The 26374-nt window shown below is 70.7% G+C and carries 27 protein-coding genes and 1 tRNA gene; 14 read left to right on the top strand and 14 right to left on the bottom strand.

Translation table 11 applies throughout. From position 1 onward, the window contains the following. Positions 1-7 precede the first annotated feature (7 nt). The 3 genes from KBX26_RS24390 (at position 8) to KBX26_RS24380 (ending at position 3448) form a co-directional block, all read left to right on the top strand. Positions 8-1333 (top strand): UDP-glucose/GDP-mannose dehydrogenase family protein, encoded by a 1326-nt coding sequence (locus tag KBX26_RS24390; protein ID WP_209444497.1) that lies wholly within the window; start codon positions 8-10, stop codon positions 1331-1333. Between the two features lie 288 nt (positions 1334-1621). Beyond that, a complete protein-coding gene (locus KBX26_RS24385) occupies positions 1622-2629 on the top strand; it encodes an aldo/keto reductase (RefSeq protein WP_210866514.1) in 1008 nt (335 codons plus the stop codon). A gap of 168 nt (positions 2630-2797) precedes the next feature. After that, positions 2798-3448: a CGNR zinc finger domain-containing protein gene (locus KBX26_RS24380; protein ID WP_210866513.1), complete on the top strand. Its 651-nt coding sequence runs from the start codon at positions 2798-2800 to the stop codon at positions 3446-3448. A 36-nt stretch (positions 3449-3484) separates the two neighbouring features. Here KBX26_RS24380 and KBX26_RS24375 read toward each other — a convergent pair whose 3' ends face one another. After that, positions 3485-4207, bottom strand: coding sequence for a hypothetical protein (locus tag KBX26_RS24375; RefSeq protein WP_210866512.1), 723 nt, complete (start codon positions 4205-4207; stop codon positions 3485-3487). Positions 4208-4545: 338 nt separating this feature from the next. Here KBX26_RS24375 and KBX26_RS24370 point away from each other — a divergent pair. Next, positions 4546-4618, top strand: a tRNA-Arg gene (locus tag KBX26_RS24370). Positions 4619-4734: 116 nt separating this feature from the next. Here the strand turns inward: KBX26_RS24370 and KBX26_RS24365 are convergent. From KBX26_RS24365 to KBX26_RS24345, 5 genes are all read right to left on the bottom strand, one after another. Next, a complete protein-coding gene (locus KBX26_RS24365; protein WP_210866511.1) occupies positions 4735-5115 on the bottom strand; it encodes a VOC family protein in 381 nt (126 codons plus the stop codon). A gap of 191 nt (positions 5116-5306) precedes the next feature. Then, on the bottom strand, positions 5307-5906 hold the full coding sequence (locus tag KBX26_RS24360; RefSeq protein ID WP_210866533.1) for a ClpP family protease: 600 nt from the start codon (positions 5904-5906) through the stop codon (positions 5307-5309). 137 nt (positions 5907-6043) lie between these two features. Further along, complete coding sequence (locus tag KBX26_RS33265; RefSeq protein WP_374224327.1) at positions 6044-6541, bottom strand: helix-turn-helix domain-containing protein; 498 nt, start codon at positions 6539-6541, stop codon at positions 6044-6046. A gap of 111 nt (positions 6542-6652) precedes the next feature. After that, the gene (locus tag KBX26_RS24350; protein ID WP_210866510.1) at positions 6653-7771 is read right to left on the bottom strand and encodes a hypothetical protein; all 1119 of its coding nucleotides are present in this window, start codon (positions 7769-7771) and stop codon (positions 6653-6655) included. 11 nt (positions 7772-7782) lie between these two features. Beyond that, positions 7783-8295: a SigE family RNA polymerase sigma factor gene (locus KBX26_RS24345; RefSeq protein WP_307857894.1), complete on the bottom strand. Its 513-nt coding sequence runs from the start codon at positions 8293-8295 to the stop codon at positions 7783-7785. 166 nt (positions 8296-8461) lie between these two features. Here KBX26_RS24345 and KBX26_RS24340 point away from each other — a divergent pair, with 166 nt between their 5' ends. Then, on the top strand, positions 8462-9475 hold the full coding sequence (locus KBX26_RS24340) for a TrkA family potassium uptake protein (RefSeq protein WP_210866509.1): 1014 nt from the start codon (positions 8462-8464) through the stop codon (positions 9473-9475). 102 nt (positions 9476-9577) lie between these two features. On the opposite strand, the gene KBX26_RS24335 is transcribed toward KBX26_RS24340, so the two are convergent. After that, on the bottom strand, positions 9578-10054 hold the full coding sequence (locus KBX26_RS24335; protein WP_156057341.1) for a MarR family winged helix-turn-helix transcriptional regulator: 477 nt from the start codon (positions 10052-10054) through the stop codon (positions 9578-9580). A gap of 82 nt (positions 10055-10136) precedes the next feature. Here KBX26_RS24335 and KBX26_RS24330 point away from each other — a divergent pair, with 82 nt between their 5' ends. Both KBX26_RS24330 and KBX26_RS24325 read left to right on the top strand, forming a co-directional pair. Then, a complete protein-coding gene (locus KBX26_RS24330; protein WP_247681027.1) occupies positions 10137-10781 on the top strand; it encodes an FMN-dependent NADH-azoreductase in 645 nt (214 codons plus the stop codon). 468 nt (positions 10782-11249) lie between these two features. Beyond that, entirely contained in the window at positions 11250-13004 is a 1755-nt protein-coding gene (locus KBX26_RS24325) for a trypsin-like serine protease (RefSeq protein WP_210866508.1), read from the top strand. Positions 13005-13079: 75 nt separating this feature from the next. On the opposite strand, the gene KBX26_RS24320 is transcribed toward KBX26_RS24325, so the two are convergent. The 3 genes from KBX26_RS24320 to KBX26_RS24310 form a co-directional block, all read right to left on the bottom strand. Then, on the bottom strand, positions 13080-14114 hold the full coding sequence (locus KBX26_RS24320) for a 2-oxoacid:ferredoxin oxidoreductase subunit beta (RefSeq protein WP_030329260.1): 1035 nt from the start codon (positions 14112-14114) through the stop codon (positions 13080-13082). Next, positions 14107-15954: a 2-oxoacid:acceptor oxidoreductase subunit alpha gene (locus KBX26_RS24315; protein WP_030329258.1), complete on the bottom strand. Its 1848-nt coding sequence runs from the start codon at positions 15952-15954 to the stop codon at positions 14107-14109. The genes KBX26_RS24320 and KBX26_RS24315 overlap by 8 nt, the downstream gene beginning before the upstream one ends. 279 nt (positions 15955-16233) lie before the next feature. Then, positions 16234-17718: a hypothetical protein gene (locus KBX26_RS24310; RefSeq protein WP_210866507.1), complete on the bottom strand. Its 1485-nt coding sequence runs from the start codon at positions 17716-17718 to the stop codon at positions 16234-16236. Between the two features lie 131 nt (positions 17719-17849). Between KBX26_RS24310 and ndhC the strand changes: the two genes are divergently transcribed. Then, entirely contained in the window at positions 17850-18227 is a 378-nt protein-coding gene (ndhC, locus tag KBX26_RS24305) for an NADH-quinone oxidoreductase subunit A (RefSeq protein WP_030329256.1), read from the top strand. Between the two features lie 67 nt (positions 18228-18294). Here ndhC and folP read toward each other — a convergent pair whose 3' ends face one another. Then, positions 18295-19164 carry a dihydropteroate synthase gene (folP, locus tag KBX26_RS24300; RefSeq protein WP_210866506.1) on the bottom strand — a complete coding sequence of 290 codons (870 nt, stop codon included), beginning with the start codon at positions 19162-19164 and terminating at the stop codon, positions 18295-18297. 156 nt (positions 19165-19320) lie between these two features. Between folP and KBX26_RS24295 the strand changes: the two genes are divergently transcribed. Continuing rightward, positions 19321-19956 carry a DivIVA domain-containing protein gene (locus tag KBX26_RS24295; protein ID WP_210866505.1) on the top strand — a complete coding sequence of 212 codons (636 nt, stop codon included), beginning with the start codon at positions 19321-19323 and terminating at the stop codon, positions 19954-19956. Further along, positions 19953-20450: an SRPBCC family protein gene (locus KBX26_RS24290; protein ID WP_210866504.1), complete on the top strand. Its 498-nt coding sequence runs from the start codon at positions 19953-19955 to the stop codon at positions 20448-20450. Before KBX26_RS24295 ends, KBX26_RS24290 begins: the two co-directional genes overlap by 4 nt. Here the strand turns inward: KBX26_RS24290 and KBX26_RS24285 are convergent. Then, complete coding sequence (locus KBX26_RS24285) at positions 20395-21291, bottom strand: sterol desaturase family protein (RefSeq protein WP_036410865.1); 897 nt, start codon at positions 21289-21291, stop codon at positions 20395-20397. The genes KBX26_RS24290 and KBX26_RS24285 overlap by 56 nt on opposite strands. 136 nt (positions 21292-21427) lie before the next feature. On the opposite strand from KBX26_RS24285, the gene KBX26_RS24280 reads away from it, so the two are divergent. Together KBX26_RS24280 and KBX26_RS24275 are read left to right on the top strand one after the other, a co-directional pair. Next, positions 21428-22009, top strand: a complete 582-nt coding sequence (locus KBX26_RS24280) for a DNA-3-methyladenine glycosylase I (RefSeq protein WP_030329248.1) — start codon at positions 21428-21430, stop codon at positions 22007-22009. Between the two features lie 13 nt (positions 22010-22022). After that, the gene (locus KBX26_RS24275) at positions 22023-22646 is read left to right on the top strand and encodes a hypothetical protein (RefSeq protein WP_030329246.1); all 624 of its coding nucleotides are present in this window, start codon (positions 22023-22025) and stop codon (positions 22644-22646) included. A 9-nt stretch (positions 22647-22655) separates the two neighbouring features. On the opposite strand, the gene KBX26_RS24270 is transcribed toward KBX26_RS24275, so the two are convergent. Next, a complete protein-coding gene (locus KBX26_RS24270) occupies positions 22656-23447 on the bottom strand; it encodes an enoyl-CoA hydratase-related protein (protein WP_210866503.1) in 792 nt (263 codons plus the stop codon). A 4-nt stretch (positions 23448-23451) separates the two neighbouring features. Next, positions 23452-24270 (bottom strand): PaaX family transcriptional regulator C-terminal domain-containing protein, encoded by an 819-nt coding sequence (locus KBX26_RS24265; protein ID WP_030329243.1) that lies wholly within the window; start codon positions 24268-24270, stop codon positions 23452-23454. A gap of 190 nt (positions 24271-24460) precedes the next feature. On the opposite strand from KBX26_RS24265, the gene KBX26_RS24260 reads away from it, so the two are divergent. Beyond that, entirely contained in the window at positions 24461-24628 is a 168-nt protein-coding gene (locus KBX26_RS24260; RefSeq protein ID WP_007455245.1) for a DUF3117 domain-containing protein, read from the top strand. A gap of 147 nt (positions 24629-24775) precedes the next feature. Continuing rightward, positions 24776-26251: a M17 family metallopeptidase gene (locus tag KBX26_RS24255; RefSeq protein ID WP_210866531.1), complete on the top strand. Its 1476-nt coding sequence runs from the start codon at positions 24776-24778 to the stop codon at positions 26249-26251. Positions 26252-26374 lie beyond the last annotated feature (123 nt).

Below are 26374 nucleotides of genomic sequence, written 5' to 3'. Positions count from 1 at the left end.
AGGCACAGTGCTTACGATCTCCGTGCTGGGCTGCGGGTATCTCGGTGTCACACACGCCGCCGGTATGGCCGAGTTGGGGCACCAGGTCATCGGGATTGACATCGACCCGGAAAAGATCGCCGCGCTGGCGGACGGCCGAGTGCCGTTCTTCGAGCCTGGGCTGGACGAGCTGATCACCCGCAATCTCGCCGAGGGGCGTCTGCGGTTCAGCACCGCGTACGAGGACGCCGCGAGCGCCGACGTGCACTTCATCTGCGTGGGCACGCCGCAGCGCAGTGACACCAGCGCAGCCGACCTCAGCCACCTGCACGCGGCCATCGAGGGTCTGGCACCGTCGCTGGCGGACGGGTGCCTGGTCGTCGGCAAGTCCACAGTGCCGGTCGGCACCGCGGCTCACCTGGCCGAGATGCTCCGCGTTCTGGCGCCCGACCGCGAGAAGGTGGCGGTCGCCTGGAACCCGGAGTTCCTGCGCGAGGGTACGGCGGTGGCCGACACCCTGCGCCCGGACCGCCTCGTGCTCGGCGTGGCCGACACGTCCGCCGAGGCGGTGCTCCGCGAGGTCTACGCGCCGCTGATCGAGGCGGGCGTCCCGGTGGTGGTGGCCGATCTGCCCACCGCCGAAGTCATCAAGACCGCCGCCAACTCCTTCATGGCCACGAAGATCTCCTTCATCAACGCGATCGCCGAGTTCTGCGACGCGAGCGGCGCCGACGTCACAGTCGTCGCCGAAGCGCTCGGACGCGACCCGCGTATCGGCGAGCAGTTCCTCAAGGCCGGCCTCGGCTTCGGCGGCGGCTGCATCTCGAAGGACATCCGGGCCTTCCGGGCCCGCGCCCACGACCTCGGCGTCGGCCACGCCCTGGCCTTCCTGGCCGAGGTCGACGCGGTGAACCTGCGGTGCCGCGACCGGGTGGTGGAGTTGCTCCGCAAGCAGTGCGGCGGCGGGTTCAGCGGACGGCGGGTGGCGGTGCTCGGCGCAGCCTTCAAGCCCAACACCGACGACATCCGCGACTCGCCCGCGCTGTACGTGGCTGAGTTGATCAGCCGTGAGGGCGGTGTCGCCGCTGTCTACGACCCGCGGGCGATGGGGAACGCGCGGCGTGCCTTCCCCCACCTGACCTACACCACCAGCCCGCTGGACGCGGCCCGCGGCGCCGACGCGGTGGCCCTGTTGACCGACTGGCAGGAGTTCGCCACCCTCGACCCACGGGTGCTGGGCAAGGAGGTCAAGAGCCGCAACATCGTGGACGGGCGGCACCTGCTCAACGCCGAGGAGTGGCAGCAGGCCGGGTGGCAGTACGTCGCGCCTGGCCGCCCCGCACTGCAGAACTGACGGTGCCGCGTCACGGACGTGCCTGACGGCGTCGAGTTGCTGAACCAGGAACCCGTCGCCGTCGGCATGTCCCACCGCGCCATTGGCGCGGACGCCGTTGACCCGAGTCATCGTGGTAGCCGCCGGTGGCTACCACGATGCGTCAGTATGCGAGCATCGGCCAATCTCAGGCTCCGACAGCGGTGCAGCTCGCCCTTTTTCCGTTCCGCGGAGGCGTATGACCGGCGCGCTTTTCGAGTAGCGCAACGGGTTGACGTGGAGGACGCCCGAACATATAGCTTTCCCGCCATGAGGACTGTGGAATTGGGGCGTACGGGTGAGCAGGTCAGTCAGATTGCTCTCGGGTGCATGCTGATGGGAACGCTCACCGACGAGGCGTCGTCGGTGGAGATGCTGGACCGCTATCTCGATGCCGGGGGCAATTTCGTCGACACCGCCAACTGCTATGCGTGGTGGCCGTCACCGGGCAACACCGGTGGCGAGAGTGAGGAGTTGATAGGCCGCTGGCTCGCCCGCGGCGGTCGACGCGACAAGGTCTTTCTCGCCACCAAGTGCGGTGCGCGGTTGGCCGATCCGGAAGAGGCGCGTGGCAAGACGTGGGAAGAGGTCCAGGCCCGTTTCGAGGGTGCCGGCGCCGACACCGTACGCCGGGGCATCGACGACAGCCTGCGGCGGCTCGGCACCGACCACGTCGACCTGTTCTACGTGCACGTCGACGACCGGTCGACGCCGCTGGAGGAGACGCTGGCCGCCCTGGCGGAGATCGTCCGCGCCGGCAAGGCCCGGTACGTCGGCTGGAGCAACGTGCGCACCTGGCGGCTGGAACGCATCCGGCAGCTCTGTGACCGCCATGGTTGGCCCGCGCCGGTAGCGGTGCAGCAACAACACAGCTACCTCCGTCGCCGCGCCGGGCTCGACCACAAGTCCATCGTCGACGACGAGCAGCTCGACTACCTGCGGACGCACGACGACCTGACGTTGGTCGCGTACTCGCCGATCCTCAAGGGGGTCTACGACGATCCGGCGAAGCGGCGGAACCACGACATCATGGATCCGTACCAGGGTCCGGATGCCGAGGCGCGGCTCACGGCTCTCACCGCGCTCGCCGCCGAGCTGGGGGTCAAGCCCAACCAGTTGGTGCTCGCGTGGCTGATGCACCAGATGTCGCCGAGCATCGTGCCGCTGATCGGGCCGCGCACCCTCGACCAGTACGCGGCTGCCATGTCGGCGATCGACGTCAAGCTCGACGCGGCACACGTCGAGCGGCTCGACACCGCCGGCGCCCATGCCGCGTGATCGGGGCAGTGGCGTAGGCGTTCGCTCACCGCACTGGTCATGTGCCGATCGCCTGCGCCGCCCGCTGCGGTCCGACCGGATGACGGCGGGGGTCTCGCCGCCGTCACCGGCCCCGGGCCGAGCCGCAGCATAACCTCCTTCGAGGGTTTAGGTGGTAGCCTTGTCGGCATGCCACTCGACGTGTGTCAGCTGCCGTTGGTCGGCGGGCACCCTGTGCTCGATCTGGTCAACACACTCGAGCGAGGGGGCGAGTCGCCGCACGACTTCCTGTCCGACAGCTCCGCCTTGCTGCGCTGGTCGGGTCGGGTGGGCCTGATCAGCGACGCGGAGGCTGACCAGGTTGCTCAGGCGTGGCGCGACGAGCCCGCGGCGGCGCATGCCGGATTGGCCGCCGTGCGAGACATCCGCGAAGGGCTGCACCTCGTGCTGCTTGCGGCGATCATCGACCCGGACGGTGGTACGCCGGGTGACCCCATCGCGGCCGGTGCCGCACTCGTCGCCCTGCACCAGCGCTGGTCCGGCGCGGCCGCCCGAGCGCGATTCGTGCTCGAACCGTCACGGGTGCGGCTGGCGTACGGCACGGTGCCGGCCATGTTGGTGCCCGACCGGATCGCCGAGGCCGCCTTCGACGTCATGCTGACGGCCGACCTGACCCGGGTGCGCCGCTGCCAGGTGCTCGAAGGTGGCTGTGGCTGGCTGTTCCTCGATCAGAGCCGCAACGGTTCCCGCCGCTGGTGCCGGATGGCCGACTGCGGCAACGCGGTGAAGGCGCGACGGCTCACCGAGCGTCGCCGCGCCGCCCGACCCCCACGCTCGTAGGCTGGCGGCCTGCTGCACCGGGCGCCCCGGTGGATGTCAGGCCGACACGCCATCCTCGACAGACCGTCGCGAGCCCCCACGGAGAAGCGGCTCGTGATGACTCCACAGCCACTGCAGATACTGCTGCAGCTCCTCAAGCGTCGCGATCCACCCCTGGTCCGCGTACGTCAGCATGCGCTTCACCTCCCCGGGCACGAGGTCGTAGGCGGTGGCGCCGGTTTCCGGGACCAGCCGGTCCGGGGGCACCGCCACCGGCACCGGAATGATGGGAAGGCGAACGCCTGACTCGGTGAACGCTTTGAGGAGCGTGAGGTAGGCGCGGGGCAGGTGGTAGGGAGAGACGGCGAGCGCCAGGCTCGTGATGCCGTGGGCCTTGACCTGGTCGACGATCCACGCGGCCTGGAGGGCGGTGTTGGGAGCCGGCTCGGCCTGGACGTGAACTCCACCGACGCGACGGAGGCCGAGGCTGCGCAGGTAACCGAGTGTGATGTCGACGTAGGTCTTCTCGGTCGGGTTGCCGTTGGCCACCAGGAGGTAGCGGAGATCGAGGTTCGTCTCCCAGCTGCGGATCGCGTGGGTGAAGCGCCATTCCTCGCCCTGGCCAGTGGCGATCACGAGCGCATCGACGTGGTCGGCGGCTGACGGCGGGAGAGCCAGAATCATCGTGAGGGCTTTCGTCACGGCCAGGAACTGGCCGGCCGTGAAGCCCGCGAGGTCGTCTTCCCTTGCGATCCGAGGAGTCGTGCTGCTCGGGCTCATCAAATCCCTCGGCCTCATCCTGTAGTTCGAACCATGGACTCTACTCGGTATTGAGTAGATCCATTTCAACACGTAGGTGGTGCTGGCCGCCGACATCCGCACTGGCCGCGTCGAACCCGCACCCAGCGGGGTGAGCGGACACGGGGCGGGGGGCGGTCATCGTCGGCACCCGTCACAGGTGGGCACCGCAGCCGACCGCCCCCGGTGGCGAGGCCAGGGTTCGCGTGCTCAGGATGTGGTGCTGGGCTGGGCAAACAGGGGCCCAGGGGAGGTGGGTGAACGTCTGCCACTCCCTGCCACCCCAGGTGACCCCCCAGGTCGCTAGACTTGGCCCTCGCGCCCCCGTAGCTCAGGGGATAGAGCATCGGTTTCCTAAACCGTGTGTCGCAGGTTCGAATCCTGCCGGGGGCACCTCGAAGGTCAGCCGAAACGTCACTCGACCTGCTCGTTCGCATGCTGTTCGCTGGGAACAGGTGTGCGGGCGTCGATAGGTCGCAGTCCGGCTCGCGCAGCGTGGGCGAGCACCGTCAGAGTGGGTCGAGGCGGCTACGGAGCAGGCAGAACTCGTTGCCCTCCGGATCGGCGAGCACGTGCCACGACGCATCGGCCGGCTGACCGATGTCGACGGGTACGGCCCCGGCGGCCAGGAGGCGCTCAAGCTCGGCGGCCTGGTCGCGGTCGGTGGGGTTGACGTCGATGTGCAGCCGGGCGTGCCCGCTCTTCGGATCGTCGTTGCGGATGAGGAAGATCGTCGGCTGCGGGCCGCCGAACCCTTCGCGCGGGCCTATCTCGATGTAGACGCCCTCTTCGCGATCGAGTTCGACGAAGTCCAGGACCTCGGACCAGAACCGCGCCAGCACCTCGAGGTCGCGGCACTTGAGCACGATCTCACCGATACGGCATGCCATTGACGACACCTACTCTCAGCATGGGAGTTGCCGGGGCGGCCGCACGAGGATCTCACGGGCTCCCTGCAGTACGAACAAGATCGCGATCGTACCGGCTGAGGTGGGCGGGCTCGAACTGGTTCCGGGGCTTCGCCTGGCCGGGTGGCCAGGCGCGGGCCCAGGTCGAATCCTGCCGGGACAGGTCCTGTCGATCAGAGCGTCGGCAGTTGTTCGGCTCGGGTGATCACGTGGTCGATGAGGCCGTACACCCGGGCCTGCTGGGCGGTGAACCAACGGTCCCGGTCCCAGTCGCGCTGGATCTCGTCGAGCGTGCGTCCACTGTGCTGGGCGATCAGCTCCTGCATCGTCCGCTTCACGTGCAGCATGTTCTCCGCCTGGATGGTGATGTCCGAGGCGGTTCCGCCCATCCCGCCGGACGGCTGGTGCATCATGATCCGCGAGTGCGGCAGCGCGTACCGCTTGCCGGCCGCGCCCGCACAGAGCAGGAACTGCCCCATCGACCCGGCGAACCCGAGCGCCAGCGTCGCCACGTCGTTGCGGACGTAGCGCATCGTGTCGTAGACCGCCATTCCCGCGCTCACCGAACCGCCCGGCGAGTTGATGTAGAGGTAGATGTCCCGGTCGGCGTCCTCGGCGGCGAGCAGCAGGATCTGCGCGCAAATCTGGTTGGCCGACTCCTCCGTCACCTCGGTGCCGAGGAAGACGATCCGCTCCCGCAGCAGCCGCTCGAACACGTGATCACCAAAGGTCGGTTGCCCACCATCCAGCATCTGTACGCCGTACCTCATCATGTGCCGTCGCCTCCCACGGTGCCGGCGGGCGGTGGTGACCGCCCGGTGGACCGGCCCCTTCAGCGTGCGCACGACGGCGGTGGCTGACCCAGTCATTCTGCCGGCGGCAGATCCGCCGACGGCAGAACCCGCGCGGCCTACGCGGCGGTCAGCTGCCGCAGGCCCAGCCGGGTCCGCGCGTCGTCGGCCAGGGCGGGGGTACGCGGACCGGGGCGAAGGCCACCAGCGGACGCTTTTTCGGGAACGCTGAGGGTCGGATCGCTCGCCATCGGCTCGCGGTGCAGGACGAACCCACTGACACGGGGACCCACCAGCAGGGTGGCGTTGCCGATCTCCCGCCGGGTCGCATCGACCCGTTCCAGGTGGGTGAGCGCGGCGCGCGGCGCGGCCGGGAGGCGGGGCTCGACTCGGCGCATGTCGTCGCGGGCCTCGCCGAGCAGGTCGGCGAGGCTGATGCCGAGCGCTCGGCAGATCGCCGCCAGCACCTCCGACGAGGCCTCTTTGCGGCCCCGCTCCACCTCTGAGAGGTAGGGCACTGAGACGTCGGCCGACGCGGCCACCTCGCGCAGTGTGCGGCCCTGACGCTGGCGGTGGCGGCGCAACACCCCACCGATCACTCGTCGCAGTAACGACATGCGGGCCTCACTCTCGCGGTCGTCGTCCGGGAACACCCCCATCATGCCCGCTGCCGGACCCGACGGTTGCCCGTGCGGGCCCGCGCCGCCGCACGGCGCGGGCCCGACACGTCACCGACCCAGGTGGGTGCGCCAGCTGGCCGGCTCGGGCACCAGCGTGACCGTCGGGAACAGTGCCCTGGTGCCGCCGGTGGGCAGCAGGGCACTGTCGTCGATCGTCACGTTCGCCCCGTTCACGTCGTAGACGGTCAGCGACTCGTTGCCGTTCTGTCCGCCGAACCGTGCCGGGTGTCCGGCGACGGTGGTGTTCGGTGCGACGTACCTGTTGTCGGTGGGATCGGTGATGTTGCGGTAGCGGGAGACGCTCACCGTCATCGTGCGAGCCCGCTGCTGGCCAGGATCGCCGGTGCTCGACCGTGGTGCCCAGGTGGTCGACGCGTACCAGTCGTTCGGCTCGTCCAGCGACTCCTGCACGTCGACCGTGATCACCTGTAGCGATTCGGGTACACCCGCCACCGAGGCCGGCATCGGGGTCGGCTCGTCGCCGAACCGCAGCGCCCTGGCCACCTGGGCCGCGGTGCTCCGGACGTCGGCTCCCACGCCCACCACCTTGAGCTGTGCCCAGCCGTCCGGGGCGTACCGCCAGCGCAGGATCGCCTCCGGCTGCTCGGCCCCGCTGTAGGAGGCGAAGGTGCTGGTGCCGCCGTTCAGTTCCGGGCCGGGCGTGGTCTTGCCGGGCTGTGCCGGTTCGCCGCTGTCCCGCTGTGGGGCCGGAGGTTGCAGCCCCTTCGGATAGAGGGTGACAGCGACGCCCTTCCACTGGCCACTGCCGGGGGCGTTGGACGCGCTGAGGTACACGCCCTGACCGGAGAGCAGCAGTCCGGCCTGGTATTGGAGATTTCGCAGCCCGTCCGGCAGCCAGCCGAACCGGACGTACACCCGCTGGGGGTCGACCGTGGTGAGCGCGGCCGGTAGCCCGGTCCGGCCCTCGCCGGCCGCGGTGCCCACCGGTGCGGGGGCCGGCGACCGGTCCGGGGTCAGCAGGTCGGGGACGGTGAGCCCGCCGACGGTCAGCGCCACCGCCAGCAGCGCGGCGCCGGCTCCGTGGGCGAGGCGGCGTTGCCGCCGTGCGGTGCGCATCGCCCGCCGCACGTCCAGCACCTCGGAGGGCCGCTCGGCCGATTCGATCTCGGTCAGCATCAGGTCGCCAATGTGGCGGTCGTCGAGCATCGTCGCTCCTCTCAGTTGCCGGTCAGGGTGGGGGTGAGCAGGGTGCGCAGGGTGGCCAGGCCCTTGGCGGTCTGGCTCTTCACCGTCCCCGTCGAGCAGCCCATGGCCTGGGCGGTCTCCTCGACGCTGAGGTCCTGGAAGTACCGCAGCACCAGCACCGCGCGTTGCCGTGGCGGTACCTGGCGCAGCGCGCCCACCACCGTGATCCGGTCGCTCGGGTCGGGAAAAGCGGTGGACGCGTCGGGCAGCGCGCCGCCGAGGCGGACCCGCGCCCACCGCAACCGCCGTTCGTCGATCAGCCGCCGCAGCAGCATGGTGCGCACCAGCGCGTCCAGGTGGTCGGCCTGGCGGGCCTTGGGCCAGTTTCGGTACAGCTCGGTGAGCACCCGTTGCAGGATGTCGTCGCCCCGGTCCCAGTCCCCGCACATCAGGTAGGCGGTGCGTCGCCACTGCGCCATCCGGGACCGGACGTACTCGGTGTATTCGTCGTCGGCCTTGGTTCGCCGTCCGCCGCTCGTCGTCACGAGGGTCGCGCCCCCTCCGTCTGCCGGCCTGCACCGGGTCGTCGTTGTCGTCCGGTAGTCGGGTGCGGGCGGGCCGCGGGTTGTCCGCTGCGACCCCGACGTGCGGGCGCCGGTGTACCCGCTATGTTGTGGGCGTGCAGGCGACGGCGGGGGAGCAGGTTCGACGGTGATCCATTTTCCCGCGCAGCGTCGGGGCCCGCTGAGCGCGCTGAGCCTCCGGCTCGCCGCCGCCCTGGGCCTGGTCTTCGCCGTGGTCGCCGCGGTCTACCTCGGCCGGGAGGGCTACCGCGATGTCAATGAGGACGGCCTCACCCTCCTGGACTGCTTCTACTACGCGGTGGTGTCGCTCTCGACCACCGGCTACGGGGACATCACCCCGGCTGCGCCGTCGGCCCGGCTGGTCAACGTCCTCTTCATCACCCCGGCCCGAGTGATCTTCCTTATCATCCTGGTCGGTACCACCCTGGAAGTTCTGACCGAGCAGTACCGGACCGGCCGTCGCCTGTCGCGGTGGAGGAGAGCCGTGAAGGACCACGTCATCATCTGCGGCTACGGCACCAAGGGGCGCAGCGCGGTCTCCGCGCTGATGGAGAACGGTCTGGACCGCTCGCGGATCGTGGTGGTGGAGCGCAGCGCCGCCGCCCTGCGGCAGGCCACCTCCGCCGGGCTGGTGGCGATCGAGGGCTCGGCGACCCGGTCGTCGGTGCTGAACGAGGCACACGTCAAGAGCGCCAAGGCCGTGATCATCGCGACCGACAGCGACGACGCGTCGGTGCTGGTCGCGCTGACGGTACGGCAGCTCACCGCCGGGCAGGTCCGGATCATCGCGGCGGCTCGGGAGGCGGAGAACGCCCCGCTGCTCAAGCAGAGCGGTGCGCACCACGTGATCGTCTCCTCGGCCACGGCGGGCCGGCTGCTCGGCCTGTCCACCTCGGCGCCGCCGCTGATCGACGTGGTGGAGGACTTGCTCACCCCCGGCCAGGGCATGGCGCTGGCGATGCGTTCCGCCGAGCGGGACGAGGTGGGCCGTTCACCGCGTGAGCTGGACTCGCTGGTGATCGCCCTGGTGCGGCGTGGCAAGGTGGTCACCCTGGCCGACCGGGCCGGAGCGGTGATCGAGACCGGCGACATGCTGGTGCACGTACGCGACGACCGCCCGCAGTCGGCCACTACCGCCTGATCGTGGCACCGCTGTTGGCCGGTGTGACCGCCCCGCCGTCGGCGTGACCGCTGCTGGACAGCCGCGCCGCTGAGGTGCGGCACCGTCAGCAGGGGCGCAGCGTCAGCGGGGGTCGTCGGTGCCGCAGATCACCTCGGCGCAGTTGACCGTGCCGGTGGCGGCCCGGTTGAGCAACTCGTAGAGCGTCTCCCGCTCGACGGGATTCAGCGCGCCCAGCACCTCGTCCTCGGCGCCGGCCAGGGCGCATTCGGCCTCGCTGAGGCGTTTTGCTCCATCTTCGGTGAGTTCGACGACGTGTCGGCGGCGGTCCTCGGGGGAGCGTCGGCGCTCGATCAGCTGCTTCGCTTCGAGGTCGTTCAGCAGCCCGACGATGTTGGTGCTGTCCATCTCGAGGGTGGCGGCGAGCGCCTGTTGACCGGTGCCGCCGCCGGCCCGCAGCACGGTGAGCGCGACCAGGTGCCGGGGGCGTAGCCCCAGCGGCGCCAGCACCGACTCCGACCGCAGTCGTATCCGCCGGGCCAGGTGGTCCAGGAGGGCGCCCGAGCGGTGCTCCGAGGAGTCGAGCGGCTGGGCGGACATGTGACCCAGTCTACCGAGCTGACGGAACATCGGCTTGCTATAAATAGTTGGTGCTTCGCAGATGATTCCTGGAGGAGGAATAATGCACCTGTTGCATATTGATTCGAGCATCCGAGGTGACTGGTCCGTCAGTCGGCGGCTCACCGCCCGCGCGGTCGACGCATGGCGTGCGGCCCACCCGGGCGGCACCGTGGCCTACCGGGATCTGGGCGCCGACCCGCTCCCGCACCTGGACGCGGCCGGCGGGCTGGCCCGGATGACGCCGCCGGATCAGCACACGCCGGCCCAGCGCGAGTCCTGGGAGCTCAGCGAGCGGTTGGTCGACGAGGTGAAGCAGGCCGACGTGGTGCTGCTCGGGCTGCCGCTCTACAACTACGGCGCGCCCAGCAGCGTCAAGTCCTGGGTCGACCACCTGATCGTTCCTGGGCTGGCGTACGACCCGACGACACAGGAGGGTCTGCTCGGTGACCGCGAGTTCGTGGTGCTCGCCAGCCGAGGTGGCGGATACGGCGAGGGAGCCCCGCGCAACGGCTGGGACCACGCGGAGCCGTGGCTCCCGCACGGCCTGTCGCTGACCGGCCTGCAGCCGCGCTTCATCAGTGCCGAGCTGACCCTGGCGCCGTCGGTGCCGGCGATGGCCGAGCTGATCCCGCTGCACGAGGCGAGCCTCGCGCAGGCCGAGAAGGAGATCGACAATCTCTGGCCGCCGGCCGGTGCCACCCGCTGACTGTCGGTCGCCTCGTCGCGGCGGAGGGTGGCGGTCCACACCGGACGGCCACCCTCCGGCCCAGGACATCCAGTTCTGTGCACCGGGTGGCTGAGGGCCGCAACCCGTCCGGATGAGTCGTGGCTGCCCTGACCCCATCGGTTTCGTCGCGGTCCGGTTTCGGATCATGGAGAAAACCCCTTACCGGGCAGCTTCCTGACCGAACCCTTGCTACGGTGTCCCGGCTTAGAGCTGTCAATGGGTGTCGCTGCCGGGACGTGTCGGCGCAGCGTCGTTGGCGCAGGCACGACGGGGAAAATCTTCAGTTCGGGCGGATTCGCCCATGTGTGTTTCGTCGTTCACCCCGTCGCGTCCCCCGCAGGTCATCCCGGGCAGCTCCGAGTGCCTCGTTAATCGAACGACGGGAAGCAATCAGTGGCTGAAGTGGCAACATCCGCAGGAGCCCGACGGCGGTGGTACGCCGGTGTCGTGGCGGGCCTCGCCCTCACGGGCGTGGCGGCCGTGGCACCCACGACCAGTGCTCAGGCCGCCCCCACCGGCGGCGTCTACGACGCGGCGAGCAGCTCGCGACCGGACCGGTTGAGCAAGCTGCCGAACCTGCACAAGGGGAAGCTCACGCTTCCCAAGCCGGGCGCCCAGGGCCGGGCCTTCCAGTCCGGCACGGGTGCCTCTCCCAAGGTCTTCCAGGGGACCCTGGCCAGTGCCTCCGAGTTTCCGTACATCGTGGGTATCGTCACCACCCTCCAGGACGGCCCGGACTTCTACTGGTACTGGTGCACCGGCACGATCATCGCCCGTAACAAGGTGCTGACCGCCGCGCACTGCACCGCCGACGGTCCCGGCACCACTCGGGTCATCGCCGGCAACGACCGGCTGGTCGACAGCAATGGCCAGATCGTCGGTGGCAGCGGGTACGTCGCCGAGGTCAGTTCAACCTGGACCCACCCGGGCTGGAACATCGCCCAGCAGTACAACGACCCCAACGCGCCGATCGTCGACGACGTCTCGGTCCTCACGCTGAAGCAGAACCTGCCCAGCGCGTATACCGCGGTGTCGCTGAGCGCCCAGGGCGACCAGAAGCCGTACGCGGCCGGCACCTCGGCCCAGATCGCGGGCTATGGCGTCACCACGTCGGGTGAGCAGCAGCCGGACAGTCGGCTGCGCAAGGCGACCGTTGCGATGCGGTCCGATGCGGACTGCGACGCCGACGGGCTCTACTTTGCCGACCGGATGATCTGCGCCGGCTCGGGCACCAAGGCCGCCCCCAGCAGCGACACCTGCGCTGGCGACTCGGGCGGTCCGCTGCTCGTCAACGGGGTCCAGGTCGGCATCACCGACTGGGGCTTCGAGCCGTGTGGTTCCTCGCCCGGCTACTACGAGCGGTTGAGCTACTACAACAACTCGATCAAGGCGGACCTGACCCGTCCGGCGCTGGTCAACGCGGACTGGTCCGGCGACGGTCACACCGACCTGCTCGCCCGCGACTCCGCCGGCAACCTGGGGTTGTACTACGGCAGTGGCTTCTCCAACAACGGGTACGGCGGCTTCTACATGGCTCGCCAGATCGGCACGGGCTGGAACATCTACAGCCGCGTCTTCCGGGTCTACAACTGGAACGGCGACAAGAAGCCCTCCATCATGGCGATGAAGCCCAACGGTGAGCTGTTCCTCTACAACACCGATGGCAAGGGCAACTTCGTCGGAGGCGCCAAGAAGGTCGGCACCGGTTGGCAGGGCTTCACCGCGCTCATGGTGACGAACAACTGGCTGGGCAACAACCGGCCGAGCCTGCTGGTGCGCAAGTCCAACGGTGACCTGATCCGCTACACCAGCAATGGTGCGGGCGGTTGGGAGAACCCGCTCGGCACCAAGATCGGCAACGGTTGGAACGGCTTCAACCTGTTCCTCACCCCCGGGGCCTGGAAGGGCGACGGGCGTGAGGTGCTGATCGGTCGCACCTCGACCGGTGACCTGAAGATGTACCAGTCCGACAGCAAGGGCGGCTGGACCAACCCGCTCGGCACCAAGATCGGCAGCGGTTGGCAGGGCTTCAAGAACATCATGGTTCCGGGCGACTGGAGCGGCGACAACATGATGGACATGCTGGGCGTCAACAGCAAGGGCGACATGCGGCTCTACACGACCAACGGCTACGGCCAGTGGATCGACTCGAGCGGCAAGGTCGTCGGCACCGGCTGGGGCGCCTTCAACCTGGTCTTCTGATCCGGTTGTTCCAGCGGTAACGAAACGGAAGGGCCCGCAACCAACCGGTTGCGGGCCCTTCCCGTTGTCGCACGATCAGACGATCGTCCAGGTGTCGCCGCTGCCCAGCAGACCGGCGAGCTGCTGCTCGGGGGTCTCGGTGACAGTCGCCTTGGCGGCCGCCAGCTGACCCTGCACCACGCTGTCGTAGGACGGCCGGTCCACCGAGCGGAACACCCCGATCGGGGTGTTGCGCAGGTCCAGGCCGGGCAGCCGGGACAGCGCGAAGGCGTACGCCGGGTCGGTCACCGTCGCGTCGTGCACGACGATCTCCTCCGGGCGCACCGAGCTGGTGTCCCGAACCTCGAGGCCGAAGCCGCCCGGCGGGTGCACCACGCAGAACCGCCCGTCGGCACCGAAGGTGATCGGCTGCCCGTGCTCCAGGCGGATCAGGTAGTCGTCCCGGGTGGACGGGTCCTTCAGCTGGTCGAACGCCCCATCGTTGAAGATGTTGCAGTTCTGGTAGATCTCCACGAAGGCCGAGCCCTCGTGTTCCGCGGCGGCCCGCAGCACCGACTGCAGGTGCTTGCGGTCGGAGTCGATGGTCCGGCCGACGAAGCTGGCCTCCGCGCCGAGGGCGAGCGAGAGCGGGTTGAACGGGGCGTCCGCCGAGCCGGCCGGCGTGGACTTGGTGATCTTGCCGACCTCGGACGTCGGAGAATACTGACCCTTGGTCAGACCGTAGATCCGGTTGTTGAACAGCAGGATCTTGAGGTTGACGTTGCGCCGCAGCGCGTGGATCAGGTGGTTGCCGCCGATGGAGAGCGCGTCGCCGTCGCCGGTGACCACCCAGACCGACAGGTCCGGCCGGGACACCGACAGGCCGGTCGCGATCGCCGGGGCCCGACCGTGGATCGAGTGCATCCCGTACGTGTTCATGTAGTACGGGAAGCGCGACGAGCAGCCGATCCCGGAGACGAAGACGGTGCGTTCCCGGGGGATGTTCAGCTCCGGCATGAACTGCTGGATGGCCGCCAGGATCGCGTAGTCACCGCAGCCGGGGCACCAGCGCACCTCCTGGTCGGACTTGAAGTCCTTCGCGGTGAGCTTGACGGCGACGGGCTCAGACATTCTTCAGCACCTCTTCCAGCGTCGTCTCCAGCTCGGCGGCCGTGAACGGAAGGCCGCGGACCTGGTTGTAGCTGATCGCGTCGACCAGGTAGCGGGCCCGGATGACGTGGGCGAGCTGGCCCAGGTTCATCTCCGGGATGACCACCTTGTCGTACGAGCGCAGCACCTCGCCGAGGTTGGCCGGCATCGGTGCCAGGTGCCGCAGGTGCGCCTGGGCGATGGAGAGACCGCGCTGGCGCACGCCGCGGCACGCCGCGCCGATCGGCCCGTACGTCGAGCCCCAGCCGAGGACCAGCACCCGGGCGTCGCCGTCCGGGTCCTCCACCTCGATGTCCGGCACCGGGATCGTCTCGATCCGGGCGGCCCGGGTGCGCACCATGAAGTCGTGGTTGGCCGGGTCGTAGGAGATGTCCCCGGTCTTGTCGGCCTTCTCCAGACCGCCGATCCGGTGCTCCAGGCCCGCCGTGCCGGGGATCGCCCACGGCCGGGCCAGGGTCTCCGGGTCACGCAGGTAGGGCAGGAAGGTGGTGCCGTCCTCGCCGTTGGGCTTGGTGGCGAACTCGACCCGCAGGTCGGGCAGCGACTCCACGTCGGGCAGCAGCCAGGGCTCGGAGCCGTTGGCGACGTAGTTGTCGGACAGCAGGATCACCGGGGTGCGGTAGGTGAGCGCGATCCGGGCCGCTTCCAGCGCCGCGAAGAAGCAGTCCGACGGTGAGCGGGGCGCGATCACCGCGATCGGCGCCTCACCATGCCGACCGTAGAGCGCCATGTTGAGGTCGGCCTGCTCGGTCTTGGTCGGCATGCCTGTCGACGGGCCGGCGCGCTGCACGTCGACGATCACCAGCGGCAGCTCCAGCGCCACCGCGAGCGAGATCGTCTCGCTCTTGAGCGCCACACCGGGGCCGCTGGTGGTGGTCACGCCGAGCGATCCGCCGTAGGAGGCGCCCAGTGCGGCGCCGACCGCGGCGATCTCGTCCTCGGCCTGCATGGTGAGGACACCGAAGCGCTTGTGCTTGCTCAGCTCGTGCAGGATGTCCGACGCGGGCGTGATCGGGTACGCGCCCAGGAAGACCGGCAGCCCGGAGCGGACCCCGGCGGCGACCAGCCCCAGCGAGAGGGCCGCGTTGCCGGTGATGTTGCGGTACGTGCCCGGCTGCATCTTCGCCGGCTTGACCTCGTAGCGGACCGCGAAGTCCTCGGTGGTCTCGCCGAAGTTCCAGCCGGCCTTGAAGGCGGCGACGTTCGCGGCGACCAGCTCCGGACGGGCCGCGAACTTGCGCTCCAGGAAGCGCAGGGTCGACTCGAAGGGCCGGGAGTACATCCACGAGAGCAGGCCGAGCGCGAACATGTTCTTCGACCGCTCGGCGTCCTTCTTGGACACCTGGTGGGCGGCGAGCGCGCCGACAGTCATCGAGGTCAGCGCCACCGGGTGCACGACGTAGCCGGCCAGCGAGTCGTCGTCCAGCGGGCTGGTCTGGTAGCCGACCTTGGCGAGGTTGCGCTTGGTGAACTCGTCGGTGTTGACGATGATGTCCGCGCCGCGCGGCAGGTCGGCCAGGTTGGCCTTGAGCGCCGCCGGGTTCATCGCCACCAGCACGTTGGGCGCGTCACCCGGCGTGAGGATGTCGTAGTCGGCGAAGTGCACCTGGAAGCTCGACACACCCGGCAGGGTCCCGGCGGGAGCCCGGATCTCGGCGGGGAAGTTTGGCAGCGTGGAGATGTCGTTGCCGAGCTGCGCCGTCTCCGAGGTGAACCGGTCGCCGGTCAGCTGCATGCCGTCGCCGGAGTCCCCGGCGAACCGGATGACGACCCGGTCGAGTTGACGGATCTGCTTGGTCACTGTGCCACCTTCGTTCGCGACTGCGGGGCTTGCCCGGCCACGGAACCTCCTTGACGCAACGCTTCACCGCACCGCCCCAGGCTGGTCCGGCCGCTGTCGTTCCTCACCTGAGAGCCTACGTCTAAGGGAGCCCTAACTATCGCCGGAGGTCCGCCGACTGGGACCAGACGGTGGTGAAAAATGCCCGCCTTTGCGGTATTACGCCCCGCCCGCCGTAATTCAGATCACCCCCGGACACGTCGATGACCCCGGCCGGGCGGGGCCGGGGTCGTCCGTCGATCAGTCGGCGGGGTTGGTGGCGGGCTCGGGCGGCGGGCCGCCGAACCGGCGGCGCAGCGAGGTCATGGCCAGCGTGAGGGCCAGCACCACCAACAGCGTGGAGACCACGATCAGGATGACAGCGGTGCGCTGCACCGAGGTCAACCCGCCGTCTCCGCTCGCGGCGCCGGCCGGCAGGACGCCCTGCGAGCCGGTCGGTGCGGGAGGGGAGACCACCGGCGTGGCCAGGGCGGCCGCCGCGGTGATCCGGAAGCTCATCTGCACCCGACGGGTCGGGCCGCTGCGGGGATCGAGTTGACCGATCACGGCACCGGACAGCGGAGCCTCCCGCTGGGCCTGCGGTGTCGCCTCCACCGGCAGCCGCACCTCGGCGGTCGTGCCGGCCAGCACCATCCCGGCGTCACAGCGGGTACGCGACGGGTCGACCGCCACACAACCGGACGGCGGGGTCGGCACCGTCACCCCGGCCGGCAGGACGACCTCGACCCGGCCGGCGGCGTCCACCGTGCCGGTGTTGCCCAGCCGGAGCGTGAGGGTGCCGGGGCTGCCGCTGATGTCGAAGGCCACCTCGTCGGCGGCGAGCGCGATCCCGGGCACCGGCGGACCGGGTGGGAAGAGCACCGCGAAGCCCTGGTCGTCGGTCGCCTCGCCGGCGACTCCCGGTGCGTCCGCGATGACCCGGACGGAGCCGCTGAGCGGCATCTGCTTCCACGCCGTGCCGGCGACCCGCAGGCGCAGCACCGTGCTGAACCGGACGCCCGCCTCCGCCGTCCAGGCCCCGCAGCGGTACGCGCCACCACCGGCGGCGACGCAGCCCTTGGTGCCGGCGTCGCTCAGCCCGACGGGCAGCGTGTACGAGAGCCGGATCCGTTGCGTGGTGGTACCCGTGTTCCGCACGGTGACCTGCAGGGTGGCCGCCGTGCGCGCCGCGTTCCAGTACGCCTCGCCGAGGGTGACGTCACCGGTGGTGACCTGCACGCCCAGCGGGCTCCGCGGTGGTGCCGCCGAACCCGGCGCGGACGGGTGGACCGGCGGAGCCGGGGGTGTCGCGGGAGCCGGCGGCGTTGGCGGGGCCACAGGTGTCGGTGGCACCGGGGGAGCCGGGCTGGGCGGTCGGGTGGTGCCGCCCGGCGCGGGTGCGACGGTGGTCGGCACCGGCGGGACCTCCGGTGGGGTGGTCACCGGTGCTGGTGGCGTCGTCTCCGGTGGTGGCGCGGTGGTCTCCGGGGCCGGCTCGGTCGGCCCCGGTTCACCGCCCGGATCCTCGGTCGGGGTGGGCTCCTGCGCCGGCGTGGTCGGGGGCCCGTCTCCCGGCTCGTTGACCGGGCCGGCCGAGCTGAGGACCGGTTCCGTGTCCGGTGTGGCCGCACTGGCGCCGGCAGGTCCCAGGGCGAGCGCCGCGAACAGGCCGAGCGCGAGCGCCAGCACTGGCGTGCGGCGCCGCCCCTCCGCCCGCTTGCCGGGCGGTGCCTTCACGCGGGCCATCTGTCCTCCGGTGCCGTGGGTGGGGTGTCCAATATTCGGTAACAGTTGCCACAGTGCACTAGTCCCATCCGGAAACAAATCCGTAACGTGTTGGGGACAGCGCGTCCGGGGCGGGCGGTAGGCTGCCGACTGTGACCGGATACCTGGGCTCGTACGCGACGCTCGGGCTGCTGTTGCTCGCCAGCGTCCTCTTCTTCGTTACGGCGTTCTCCGCCAACCGGGTGTTACGCCCGACGCGTCCGGCCGACCCGCCGGGCAAGCGGGCCAGCTACGAGTGCGGGCTCGATCCGGTCGGCGCCGACTGGGCGCAGATGCAGATCCGCTACTACGTGTACGCCTACCTGTACGTGCTGTTCGCGGTCGAGGCGGTGTTCCTCTTCCCCTGGGCGGTGGTCTTCGACCGGCCGGGCTTCGGTCTGGTGACGGTGGTCGAGATGGCGGTGTTCGTGGCGGTGCTCGCGCTCGGCATCCTCTACGCCTGGCGTAGGAACATCCTGCGCTGGACCTGAGCGCACCGGCCTCCGGCGATCGTGTCGGCCCGTCCGCCCGAACGAGGTCGGTTACGGCGACAACCGGTCAGGCGAGCCCTCGGCGGGTCGCGGTGGGCGGCCGGTCGCCCCGGATCGAGGCCACCATGTCCAGCACCCGGCGGGTCGGGCCGACCTGGTGGGCCCGGAAGACCCGGGCGCCCAGCCAGGCCGAGACCGCCGTCGCGGCGAGCGTCCCCTCCAGCCGTTCGGCCACCGGCAGCCCCAACGTCTCGCCGATGAAGTCCTTGTTGGAGAGCGCCACCAGCACCGGCCAGTCGGTCCCGGTCAGCTCGTCCAGCCGACGGGTGATCTCCAACGAGTGCCGGGTGTTCTTGCCGAAGTCGTGCGCCGGGTCGATGAGAATGCCGTCGGGGCGTACCCCTGCCGCCACCGCGCGCTCGGCGAGCCCGGTCACCGTCGCGACCACGTCGGCGACCACGTCGGTGAAGGCGGCCCGGTGCGGCCTGGTCCGCGGCGTCAGGCCGCCGGCGTGCGAACAGACCAGGCCGGCGCCGGTCTGCGCGGCCACCCGCACCAGGGCCGGGTCGGCGCCCGACCAGGTGTCGTTGAGCAGGTCGGCGCCGGCCGCCACGGCCTCCGTCGCCACCTCGGCACGCCAGGTGTCGATGGAGATGACCACCTGCGGAAACGCGGCCCGGACGGCGGCGATGGTGTCCACCGTGCGCCGGATCTCCTCGGCGACGCCCACCTCCGCGCCGGGGCCGGCCTTGACCCCGCCGATGTCGATGATGGCCGCGCCCTCGTCCACCGCCCGCTCCACGGCGCGGAGCGCGCTGTCGGCGGCGTAGGTGGCCCCTCGATCGAAGAACGAGTCCGGCGTGCGGTTGATGATCGCCATCACCACCAGCTCGCCGGGGGCGAACGTGTGCCCACCGAGCCGAAGCGCCCCGGCCATGCCCGCCTCCTGGAAGTTCGCGCCGTCGCCGCCGCGTCGGCCGGTCCCGACGCTAGTCGGTCGCCCGTGCGCGATTCCGGGCGGGCGGCGGCGTCGATCGTGATCGAGGCGGGTGGCGGGGTCGCTCCGGGCCGGCTGCCATGCCACGATCAGTACATGGGTCAGCTTCTGCTCCTCCTGGTCGTGGCGTTGACCGTCGCGGCGGTGATTTTCGGCGTGACGGTGCTGGTCAGCGGCCGTGATCCCGGCCTGGTGCCGGCCGAGCCGGATTCGCAGGCCGTGGCGCTGCCCGGCACTCGCCCGTTACGCGAATCCGACGTGGGGGCGGTCCGTTTCGACACCGGGCTGCGCGGGTACCGGATGGACCAGGTCGATCAGGCGATGCGCCGTGCCGCCTACGACATCGGTTACAAGTCCGAGCTGATCGGCGTACTGGAGTCGGAGGTCATCGCGTTGCGTGAGGGACGCACCGACGACGCGGACGCGCTGCGCCAGGCCCGCGAACAGTCCACCAGCAAGGTGGCGACCGCCGACGCGGCAGAGCCGACCGAGGCTGCCGAGCCCGGTGAGACCGCCGAGCCGGGTAAGGACGCGCCGCTGACCGCCGAGGCCGGCTCGGCCCCGGTCGGCTCGACGGCCCCCGGCCCGGTGCCCGCCGCCACCTCGTCCGCGACGGACTCCGACGGGGTGGCGCCCGCCGTCGACGAGTCGGCCGATCGTGGGCAGACCGCCGCCGCGTCCGCCGACGGCACCGAGCAGCGCGACGCGGTGGTTCGGTCGGAGTCGGCGTGACCGACCCGGCGGGCGCTGACGATCTTCGGGAGGCGGCCCAGCCGGGTGCCGGCGAGGTGACCGCCACGGTGATCGTGGACGCCCCGGCGGAGCGGGTCTTCGCCGCGTTGCTCGCCTGGGAACGGCAGTCGGACTGGATCCCGTTCACCCGGGTCCGGGTGGTCGAGGGCGACGGGCGTGAGGGCAGCCGGATCGAGGCGGTGACCGCGCTCGGCCGGGCGACGTTGCGCGACGAGATGCGGGTGATCCGGGTCGACGAGCCGTACGAGATCGGCGTGGTGCACCACGGCCAGCTGCTGCGTGGCCCGGGGGTGCTGCGCTGCACCCAGCTGGGCCGGGACCGCACCCAGGTCGTCTGGCACGAGTGGTTCCACCTGCCGGGCGGGCGGGCCGGTCGACTGGCCTGGCCGGTGCTCTGGCCCGGCTCCAAGCTCGGCCTCACCCAGGCACTGAAGAGGTTTGCCCGTCTGGTCGAGCAGGGCCGGCTGCCCTGACTGTGCGGCCCGGTGCCGGTTGCCAGCCCGGTGCCCGGAAGAGATACCCGGCGCGCTGCCGCCAGCTCGCCGCGGCGCGCAGGTCGCGGGCGATCGAGGCGTACTCGTGGAAGGCCACCCGGACCGGGTTGTAGCTGCCGACGTTCTTGGTCAGGCCGTACACGCAGCGCTCCCGTTCCGGGGCGAACGACCCGAAGAGCCGGTCCCAGACGATGAGGATGCCGCCGAAGTTGCGGTCCAGGTAGCTGCCCTGTGACGCGTGGTGCACCCGGTGGTGCGACGGGGTGTTGAACACCGCCTCGTACCAGCGCGGCATCTTGTCGATCCGTTCGGTGTGGATCCAGAACTGGTAGAGCAGGTTGACCGAGCCGCAGAACGCGACCACGGCCGGGTGGACGCCGACCACGATCAGCGGCAGGTAGAACACCCAGCTGGTGAGGCCGGTCCACGGCTGGCGCAGTGCGGTGGAGAGGTTGAACCGCTGCGACGAGTGGTGCACCACGTGGGAGGCCCAGAGGATGCGGATCACGTGGTGGCTGCGGTGCGACCAGTAGTAGCAGAAGTCCTGCGCGAGCAGAACCAGCGGCCAGGTCCACCAGAGTTCGGCGACCCGCAGCGGGGTGAGGGCGTAGAGCAGCGCGTACGCGGCGGCGATCGGCACCTTCCAGAGCAGGTCGGCGACGAGGCTGCCCAGCCCCATCGTCAGGCTGGTGGCGGTGTCGGCGCCGCCGTAGCCGACCTCGTCGTCGTCGCGGTGCAGCAGGTAGGAGACCCGTTCCAGCACGATGAGCAGCACGAAGGCCGGGATCGACCAGGCGATGATGTCCGGGAATTCCTTCACCGTGGCCTCCGCTCGCCGTCACCGGTCGGGGGCGCACCGTCGGGTGACCTCGACCTACCGGTCGGTAACAAGCACGATAGGCAGCCGGACGGCCGGTGGCAATGGGGTGTCGGACCGATGCCCTAGCGTGTACGAGGTGACTGACCTGGTGATCGGCGCTGATGGGCTGGCCCGCTGTGCCTGGGGGTCGAGCACCCCCGACTACGCCGTCTACCACGACACCGAGTGGGGGCGACCGCTGCACGGCGACGACGCGCTCTACGAGCGGATGACGCTGGAGGCGTTCCAGTCCGGGTTGTCCTGGCTGACCATCCTGCGCAAGCGTCCGGCGTTCCGGCTGGCCTTCGACGAGTTCCACCTCCCGAGCGTCGCCGGCTACGGCGACGCCGACGTGACCCGGCTGCTCGCCGACGCCGGCATCGTCCGCAACCGAGCCAAGATCGAGGCGGCGATCGCCAACGCCCGCGCCGCCCTGGAGCTGCCCGAGGGCTTGTCCGCGCTGCTCTGGTCCTTCGCGCCGGAGCCCCGCCCGGCCCGCCCGGCCTCGTTCGCCGAGCTCGCACCGATCACCCCGGAGTCGACGGCGATGGCCAAGGCGCTCAAGAAGCGCGGCTTCCGGTTCGTCGGCCCCACCACCGCGTACGCACTGATGCAGGCCACCGGAATGGTCGACGATCACATCGTCGGCTGTCACGTCACCGTCGCACCGACGGCGTGATGAGATGGCAGACATGACGACCGAGACCGCGTATCGGGCCGGTGCGGCCGGCAACGCCGACGGGGTGGGCACCTGGGCCGTGCTGCTGCCCGCCGAGCGGTACGACGCCGAGCGGCTCGTGCACCACGACACGCTGGAGTTGACCGGGCTGACCGACGCCGTCCGGCCGGGGCCGGGAGACCAGGTGGCGGTGCTTGTCGACGCGCCGCCCCGGCTGGTGGCCCTCGGTCGGGTCACCGCGCCGGGTCAGCGCCACCGCGAGGACCCGGACGACCCGCAGTCGCCGAGCGAGCCGGGGACGCTCGTCGTCGCGTACACCCGACGGGCCTTCGACGAGCCGGTGCCGGCCGACCTGCTGACCCTCGATGGGCCGGTCACCGCACTGGAGCCGGCGGCCTTCCGGGCGCTGACCGACCAGCTCGGCCCGCCCCCGGCGCGGCGCACCTGGCTGGTCAGCCTCGACCTGCCGATCGAGGCCGACACGCCCGCCGAGGCGGTCCGACTGTTCTGGTCCTACGTGCAGGAGCTGGGGCCGCGTGAGCTGCCCGCCTTCGTCTCGCCGGCCGGTGACGAGCTGGCCATGCAGGCGTTCGTGCTGGGCGAGCAGGCCAACCAGGACCCGGAGGAGGACGACTAGCGGGGCGGGTCAGCGTCCCTCGAAGACCGGCTTCTGCTTGGCGACGAACGCGAGCGTGGCCGCTCGGTGGTCGGCCGTGGCACCGCAGATCGACTGGGCCTGCGCCTCGGCGGCGAGGGCGTCGGCGAGAGTGCCGGCATCGGCGATGGAGAGTTGCCGCTTGATCGCCCCGTACGCGACGGTCGGGCCGGCGGCGAGGCGGGCGGCCAGTTCCTGGGCGACGGGCAGCACCTGCTCGTCGTCGTCGGTCAACCGGTTGAGCAGACCCAACCGGCAGGCCTCCTCGGCGCGGACCGGTTCGGCCAGCATCAGCAGCTCCACCGCCTTGGCGTGCCCGACCAGCCGGGGCAACGTCCAGGACGCGCCGGTGTCGGCGGCCAGACCGACCTTGGCGAAGGCCATCAGGAAACTGGTGGTCGGACCACCGATGCGGATGTCGGCCAGGAACGCCAGCGACGCGCCCGCTCCGGCGGCCATCCCACGGACCGCGGCGATCACCGGCTTGGGCAGGTTGGCGAGCCGGGCGGCGATCGGGTTGTAGTGCGCCCGAACGGTGCCCAGCGGGTCGGCGGAGCTGTTCTCCAGCGTCGACACGTGCTCGCGCAGGTCCTGGCCGGCGCTGAACGACCCGCCCGCCCCGGCCAGGACGACCGCCCGGCAGGACCTGTCGGTCTCCAACTGCGCCAGCGTGTCCCGCAGCGCCTCCTTGAGCGCCACGTCGAGCGCGTTCATCGCGTTCGGCCGGTTCAGCGTGAGGGTGACGACGGAGTCGGTCCGGTCGACCAGCAGCGGCTCGGTCACGTGTCTAACGACCCTTCTGTCGGACGATGCGGTTGCCGGCGTCGAGGCACTGCTCGACGTACCGGTCGGCGGCCGGCCGCAGGCGGGCCGCGTGCCGGTCGAAGAAACTGGCCGCGGCGGTGCCAGGCCACCGCTCGGGCAGCAGCGCCGGGGGCAGCTGCGGATCCTGGAAGAGGAACGTACGCCACGCGTGCACGAGGCGGAACCGCGCCGCGTACGCCTCCTCGTCGGTGCTGCGCACGGTGATCTGGGCGAGCAGCGGGCGCTGGTCCGCGACGAACCGTTCGTACGCGTGGCCGATCTCGGTCAGGTTCCACGCTCGTCGGACCACGCCCATCGCACCGGGGGTGCCGGAGAAGTGCGAGGCGGTGAACCGCTCGAACCGGATGCCCGTCTCGGCGAGGAGCAGGTCGACATCCTCGCCGGGGCGGGTGGCGACCCAGGTCTGCTCGTCGAGCGTCCCGTAGCCGAGGAAGCTCAGGTTGGCGGCGAGCCGCTGGCGGTCACGTCGGGAGCCCGGGGCCTCCAACACCAGCAGATCGAACCGGCCGTCCCAGGTGACCCGGCCGGTCCGGTAGATCCGGGCGGCTGCCTCGTCGAGTCGCCGGGCGGCTTTCGGTGTGATCGAATATCCCGGACCGGAGACCAACCGGAGTGGCTCGAGCCAACCCTGGCGCACCATCCGGGACACGGCGGTGCGAACTGCCGGCGGCGCGATTCCCAGCGGCGCCAGCAGCTTGACCAGGGCAGCAACCGGTGCCCGGCCACCCCTGGGACGGAGGTGGTCGCCGTACAGGTCGAAGAGTGCCGACCGTGCCTGCATGACCGCACATTGTGACAGGCCTTCTCAAGATAAGCTAGATGCTGTTACATCAATGCTGCTCCGGTTTGGGTCCGGCGGTGTTCATCAGGGAAAATCGTTTGTCGACACCCCCGTGACCGTTGCGGGTGGTCGTGACGAAGTGGCTGTGGGGCAACCCACCGACCCTGGTGTAGGTCTGAGGGGAGACAACATGGCGGCGATGAAGCCGCGGACGGGCGACGGTCCGCTGGAAGTCACCAAGGAGGGGCGGGGCATCGTCATGCGGGTCCCGCTGGAGGGCGGTGGCCGGCTCGTCGTCGAGATGACTCCCGACGAGGCCAACGCGCTCGGTGACGCACTGAAGGCAGCGGCCGGCTGAGTAAGGAGTGCTCCGGGCGGCGTGAGCCGCCCGGACCGTTCTTCGGACCCTGAGCCACCGGAATCGCCGGTGGCTCAGGGTCTTCAACGCTGCGGGCAGGTGGGTTCGCTTCCGGTCCGCGACATTTTCCTGGAGGTTCGGTTCCGCGTGCTCGCCATCCGTCTGATCGCCGAGCCGGACCGGCTCGACGCTCTCGTCCTGCCTGTCCGACCCGCCGACTCGACGGCGGGCGGTGACACCTCGGCCGCGCCTCTGTCGACCGCCGTGGCACCCCCGGACGGCGCTGCCGAGGAGGCCGCCGCGCTGGCGCCAGCGGCCCGACTGACGGGCCGAGCCGGCGAGATCCACACTCAGCTGCGCCCCGGGCGTACCCCCGGCCGGCTGGTGCTGCTCGGCATCGGTGGTGGGGACGAGGCGGCCTGGCGGACGGCCGGCGCGACAGTGGCCCGCGCTGCCTCGGCTGAGACGCATATCACCATCGCGCTGCCGGCCGAGGTGACCCAGGCCGCCGTGCGCGGACTGGCCGAGGGTCTGCTGCTCGCCGCGTACCGGTTCCGGCTCACCGAGGCCGGCGACCGGCCGGCGCTCACCGGCGTCGACCTGCTGCTCAGCGATCCGACCCGGTACGAGGACAGCGTCGCCACGGCCCGGACCACCGCCGCGATGACCCATCTCGCCCGGGACCTGACCAACACCCCCTCCTCGGTGAAGACCCCGCAGTGGTTCACCGACCAGGTGGCCTCCGCCGCGGCCGATCTTCCGGATCTGCGGTTGCGGGTCCGTGGCCCGGCCGAGCTGACCACCGAGGGCTTCGGCGGGATCCTCGCCGTCGGCGGTGGCTCCGCCAGCGGACCCCGGCTCGTCGAACTGGACTGGCACCCCGCCAACGCGCGTACGCACGTGGTGCTGATCGGCAAGGGCATCACCTTCGACACCGGCGGCATCTCGATCAAGCCGGTCGCGTCGATGAAGCTGATGCGCAAGGACATGGCCGGCGCGGCCGCTGTCGTCGCCGCCACCCTGGGTGCCGCCGCGCTGCGACTGCCGGTCCGGGTCACCACGTTGGCCCCGCTCGCCGAGAACATGGTCAGCGGCTCGGCGTTCCGCCCGGGGGACGTCATCCGGCACTACGGCGGCACGACCAGCGAGACGACCAACTCCGACGCCGAGGGTCGACTGGTCCTCGCCGACGCGCTGGCGTACGCGGTGCAGCAGCTCAAACCGGACCTGCTGCTCGACCTGGCCACGCTCACCGGCGCTAACTCGGTGGCGCTGGGCAAGCGCACCGCCGCCCTGTACAGCGAGAACGACGAGCTGGCTGCCGGCGTGCTGGCGGCGGCCGAGGCGGCCGGCGAATCGGCGTGGCGGATGCCGCTGCACACCGACTACGTCGAGTACCTCGGCAGCGAGATCGCCGACCTGTACAGCGCACCGGCACAGGGTGCCGGCTCGGTGCTGGCCGCGCTCTACCTGCGCGAGTTCACCGGCGAGCTCCGCGACCGCTGGCTGCACCTGGACATGTCGGCCCCGTCCTGGGCCGACGGCGACCAGGCCGAGGTCAGCCGCGGCGCCACCGGCTGGGGCGTTCGGTCGCTGCTGCGCTGGCTCGCCGACGTCAACTAGGGCCTGTTTCATAAGGGCGGCCGAGCCGAGGCGGAGTCCGGGCGGCGATCCGGCAAGGCGCGGTTTCGTCCGGATACCGGTGTCGTATCCGGACGAAACCGCAACGCCGCCGGTCGTCGTCCG

The organism is Micromonospora sp. C97 (assembly GCF_018070385.1).
In the GTDB taxonomy this organism is placed as follows: Bacteria; Actinomycetota; Actinomycetes; order Mycobacteriales; family Micromonosporaceae; genus Micromonospora; species Micromonospora parva.
The sequence above is the reverse complement of the archived record's forward strand: the minus strand, read 5'-3'. Positions and strand labels throughout refer to the sequence as shown.

Coding starts and splice junctions, on each gene's coding strand:
- KBX26_RS24335 (WP_156057341.1), bottom strand. CDS start 10,054: ATGTCCGCCCAGCCGCTCGACTCCTCGGAGCACCGCTCGGGCGCCCTC.
- KBX26_RS33265 (WP_374224327.1), bottom strand. CDS start 6,541: ATGTCGTTACTGCGACGAGTGATCGGTGGGGTGTTGCGCCGCCACCGC.
- KBX26_RS24375 (WP_210866512.1), bottom strand. CDS start 4,207: ATGAGCCCGAGCAGCACGACTCCTCGGATCGCAAGGGAAGACGACCTC.
- KBX26_RS24330 (WP_247681027.1), top strand. CDS start 10,137: ATGCACCTGTTGCATATTGATTCGAGCATCCGAGGTGACTGGTCCGTC.
- KBX26_RS24365 (WP_210866511.1), bottom strand. CDS start 5,115: ATGGCATGCCGTATCGGTGAGATCGTGCTCAAGTGCCGCGACCTCGAG.
- KBX26_RS24275 (WP_030329246.1), top strand. CDS start 22,023: ATGACGACCGAGACCGCGTATCGGGCCGGTGCGGCCGGCAACGCCGAC.
- KBX26_RS24310 (WP_210866507.1), bottom strand. CDS start 17,718: ATGGCCCGCGTGAAGGCACCGCCCGGCAAGCGGGCGGAGGGGCGGCGC.
- folP (WP_210866506.1), bottom strand. CDS start 19,164: ATGGCCGGGGCGCTTCGGCTCGGTGGGCACACGTTCGCCCCCGGCGAG.
- KBX26_RS24265 (WP_030329243.1), bottom strand. CDS start 24,270: ATGCAGGCACGGTCGGCACTCTTCGACCTGTACGGCGACCACCTCCGT.
- KBX26_RS24360 (WP_210866533.1), bottom strand. CDS start 5,906: ATGATGAGGTACGGCGTACAGATGCTGGATGGTGGGCAACCGACCTTT.
- KBX26_RS24385 (WP_210866514.1), top strand. CDS start 1,622: ATGAGGACTGTGGAATTGGGGCGTACGGGTGAGCAGGTCAGTCAGATT.
- KBX26_RS24380 (WP_210866513.1), top strand. CDS start 2,798: ATGCCACTCGACGTGTGTCAGCTGCCGTTGGTCGGCGGGCACCCTGTG.
- KBX26_RS24295 (WP_210866505.1), top strand. CDS start 19,321: ATGGGTCAGCTTCTGCTCCTCCTGGTCGTGGCGTTGACCGTCGCGGCG.
- KBX26_RS24350 (WP_210866510.1), bottom strand. CDS start 7,771: ATGCTCGACGACCGCCACATTGGCGACCTGATGCTGACCGAGATCGAA.
- KBX26_RS24320 (WP_030329260.1), bottom strand. CDS start 14,114: ATGTCTGAGCCCGTCGCCGTCAAGCTCACCGCGAAGGACTTCAAGTCC.
- KBX26_RS24260 (WP_007455245.1), top strand. CDS start 24,461: ATGGCGGCGATGAAGCCGCGGACGGGCGACGGTCCGCTGGAAGTCACC.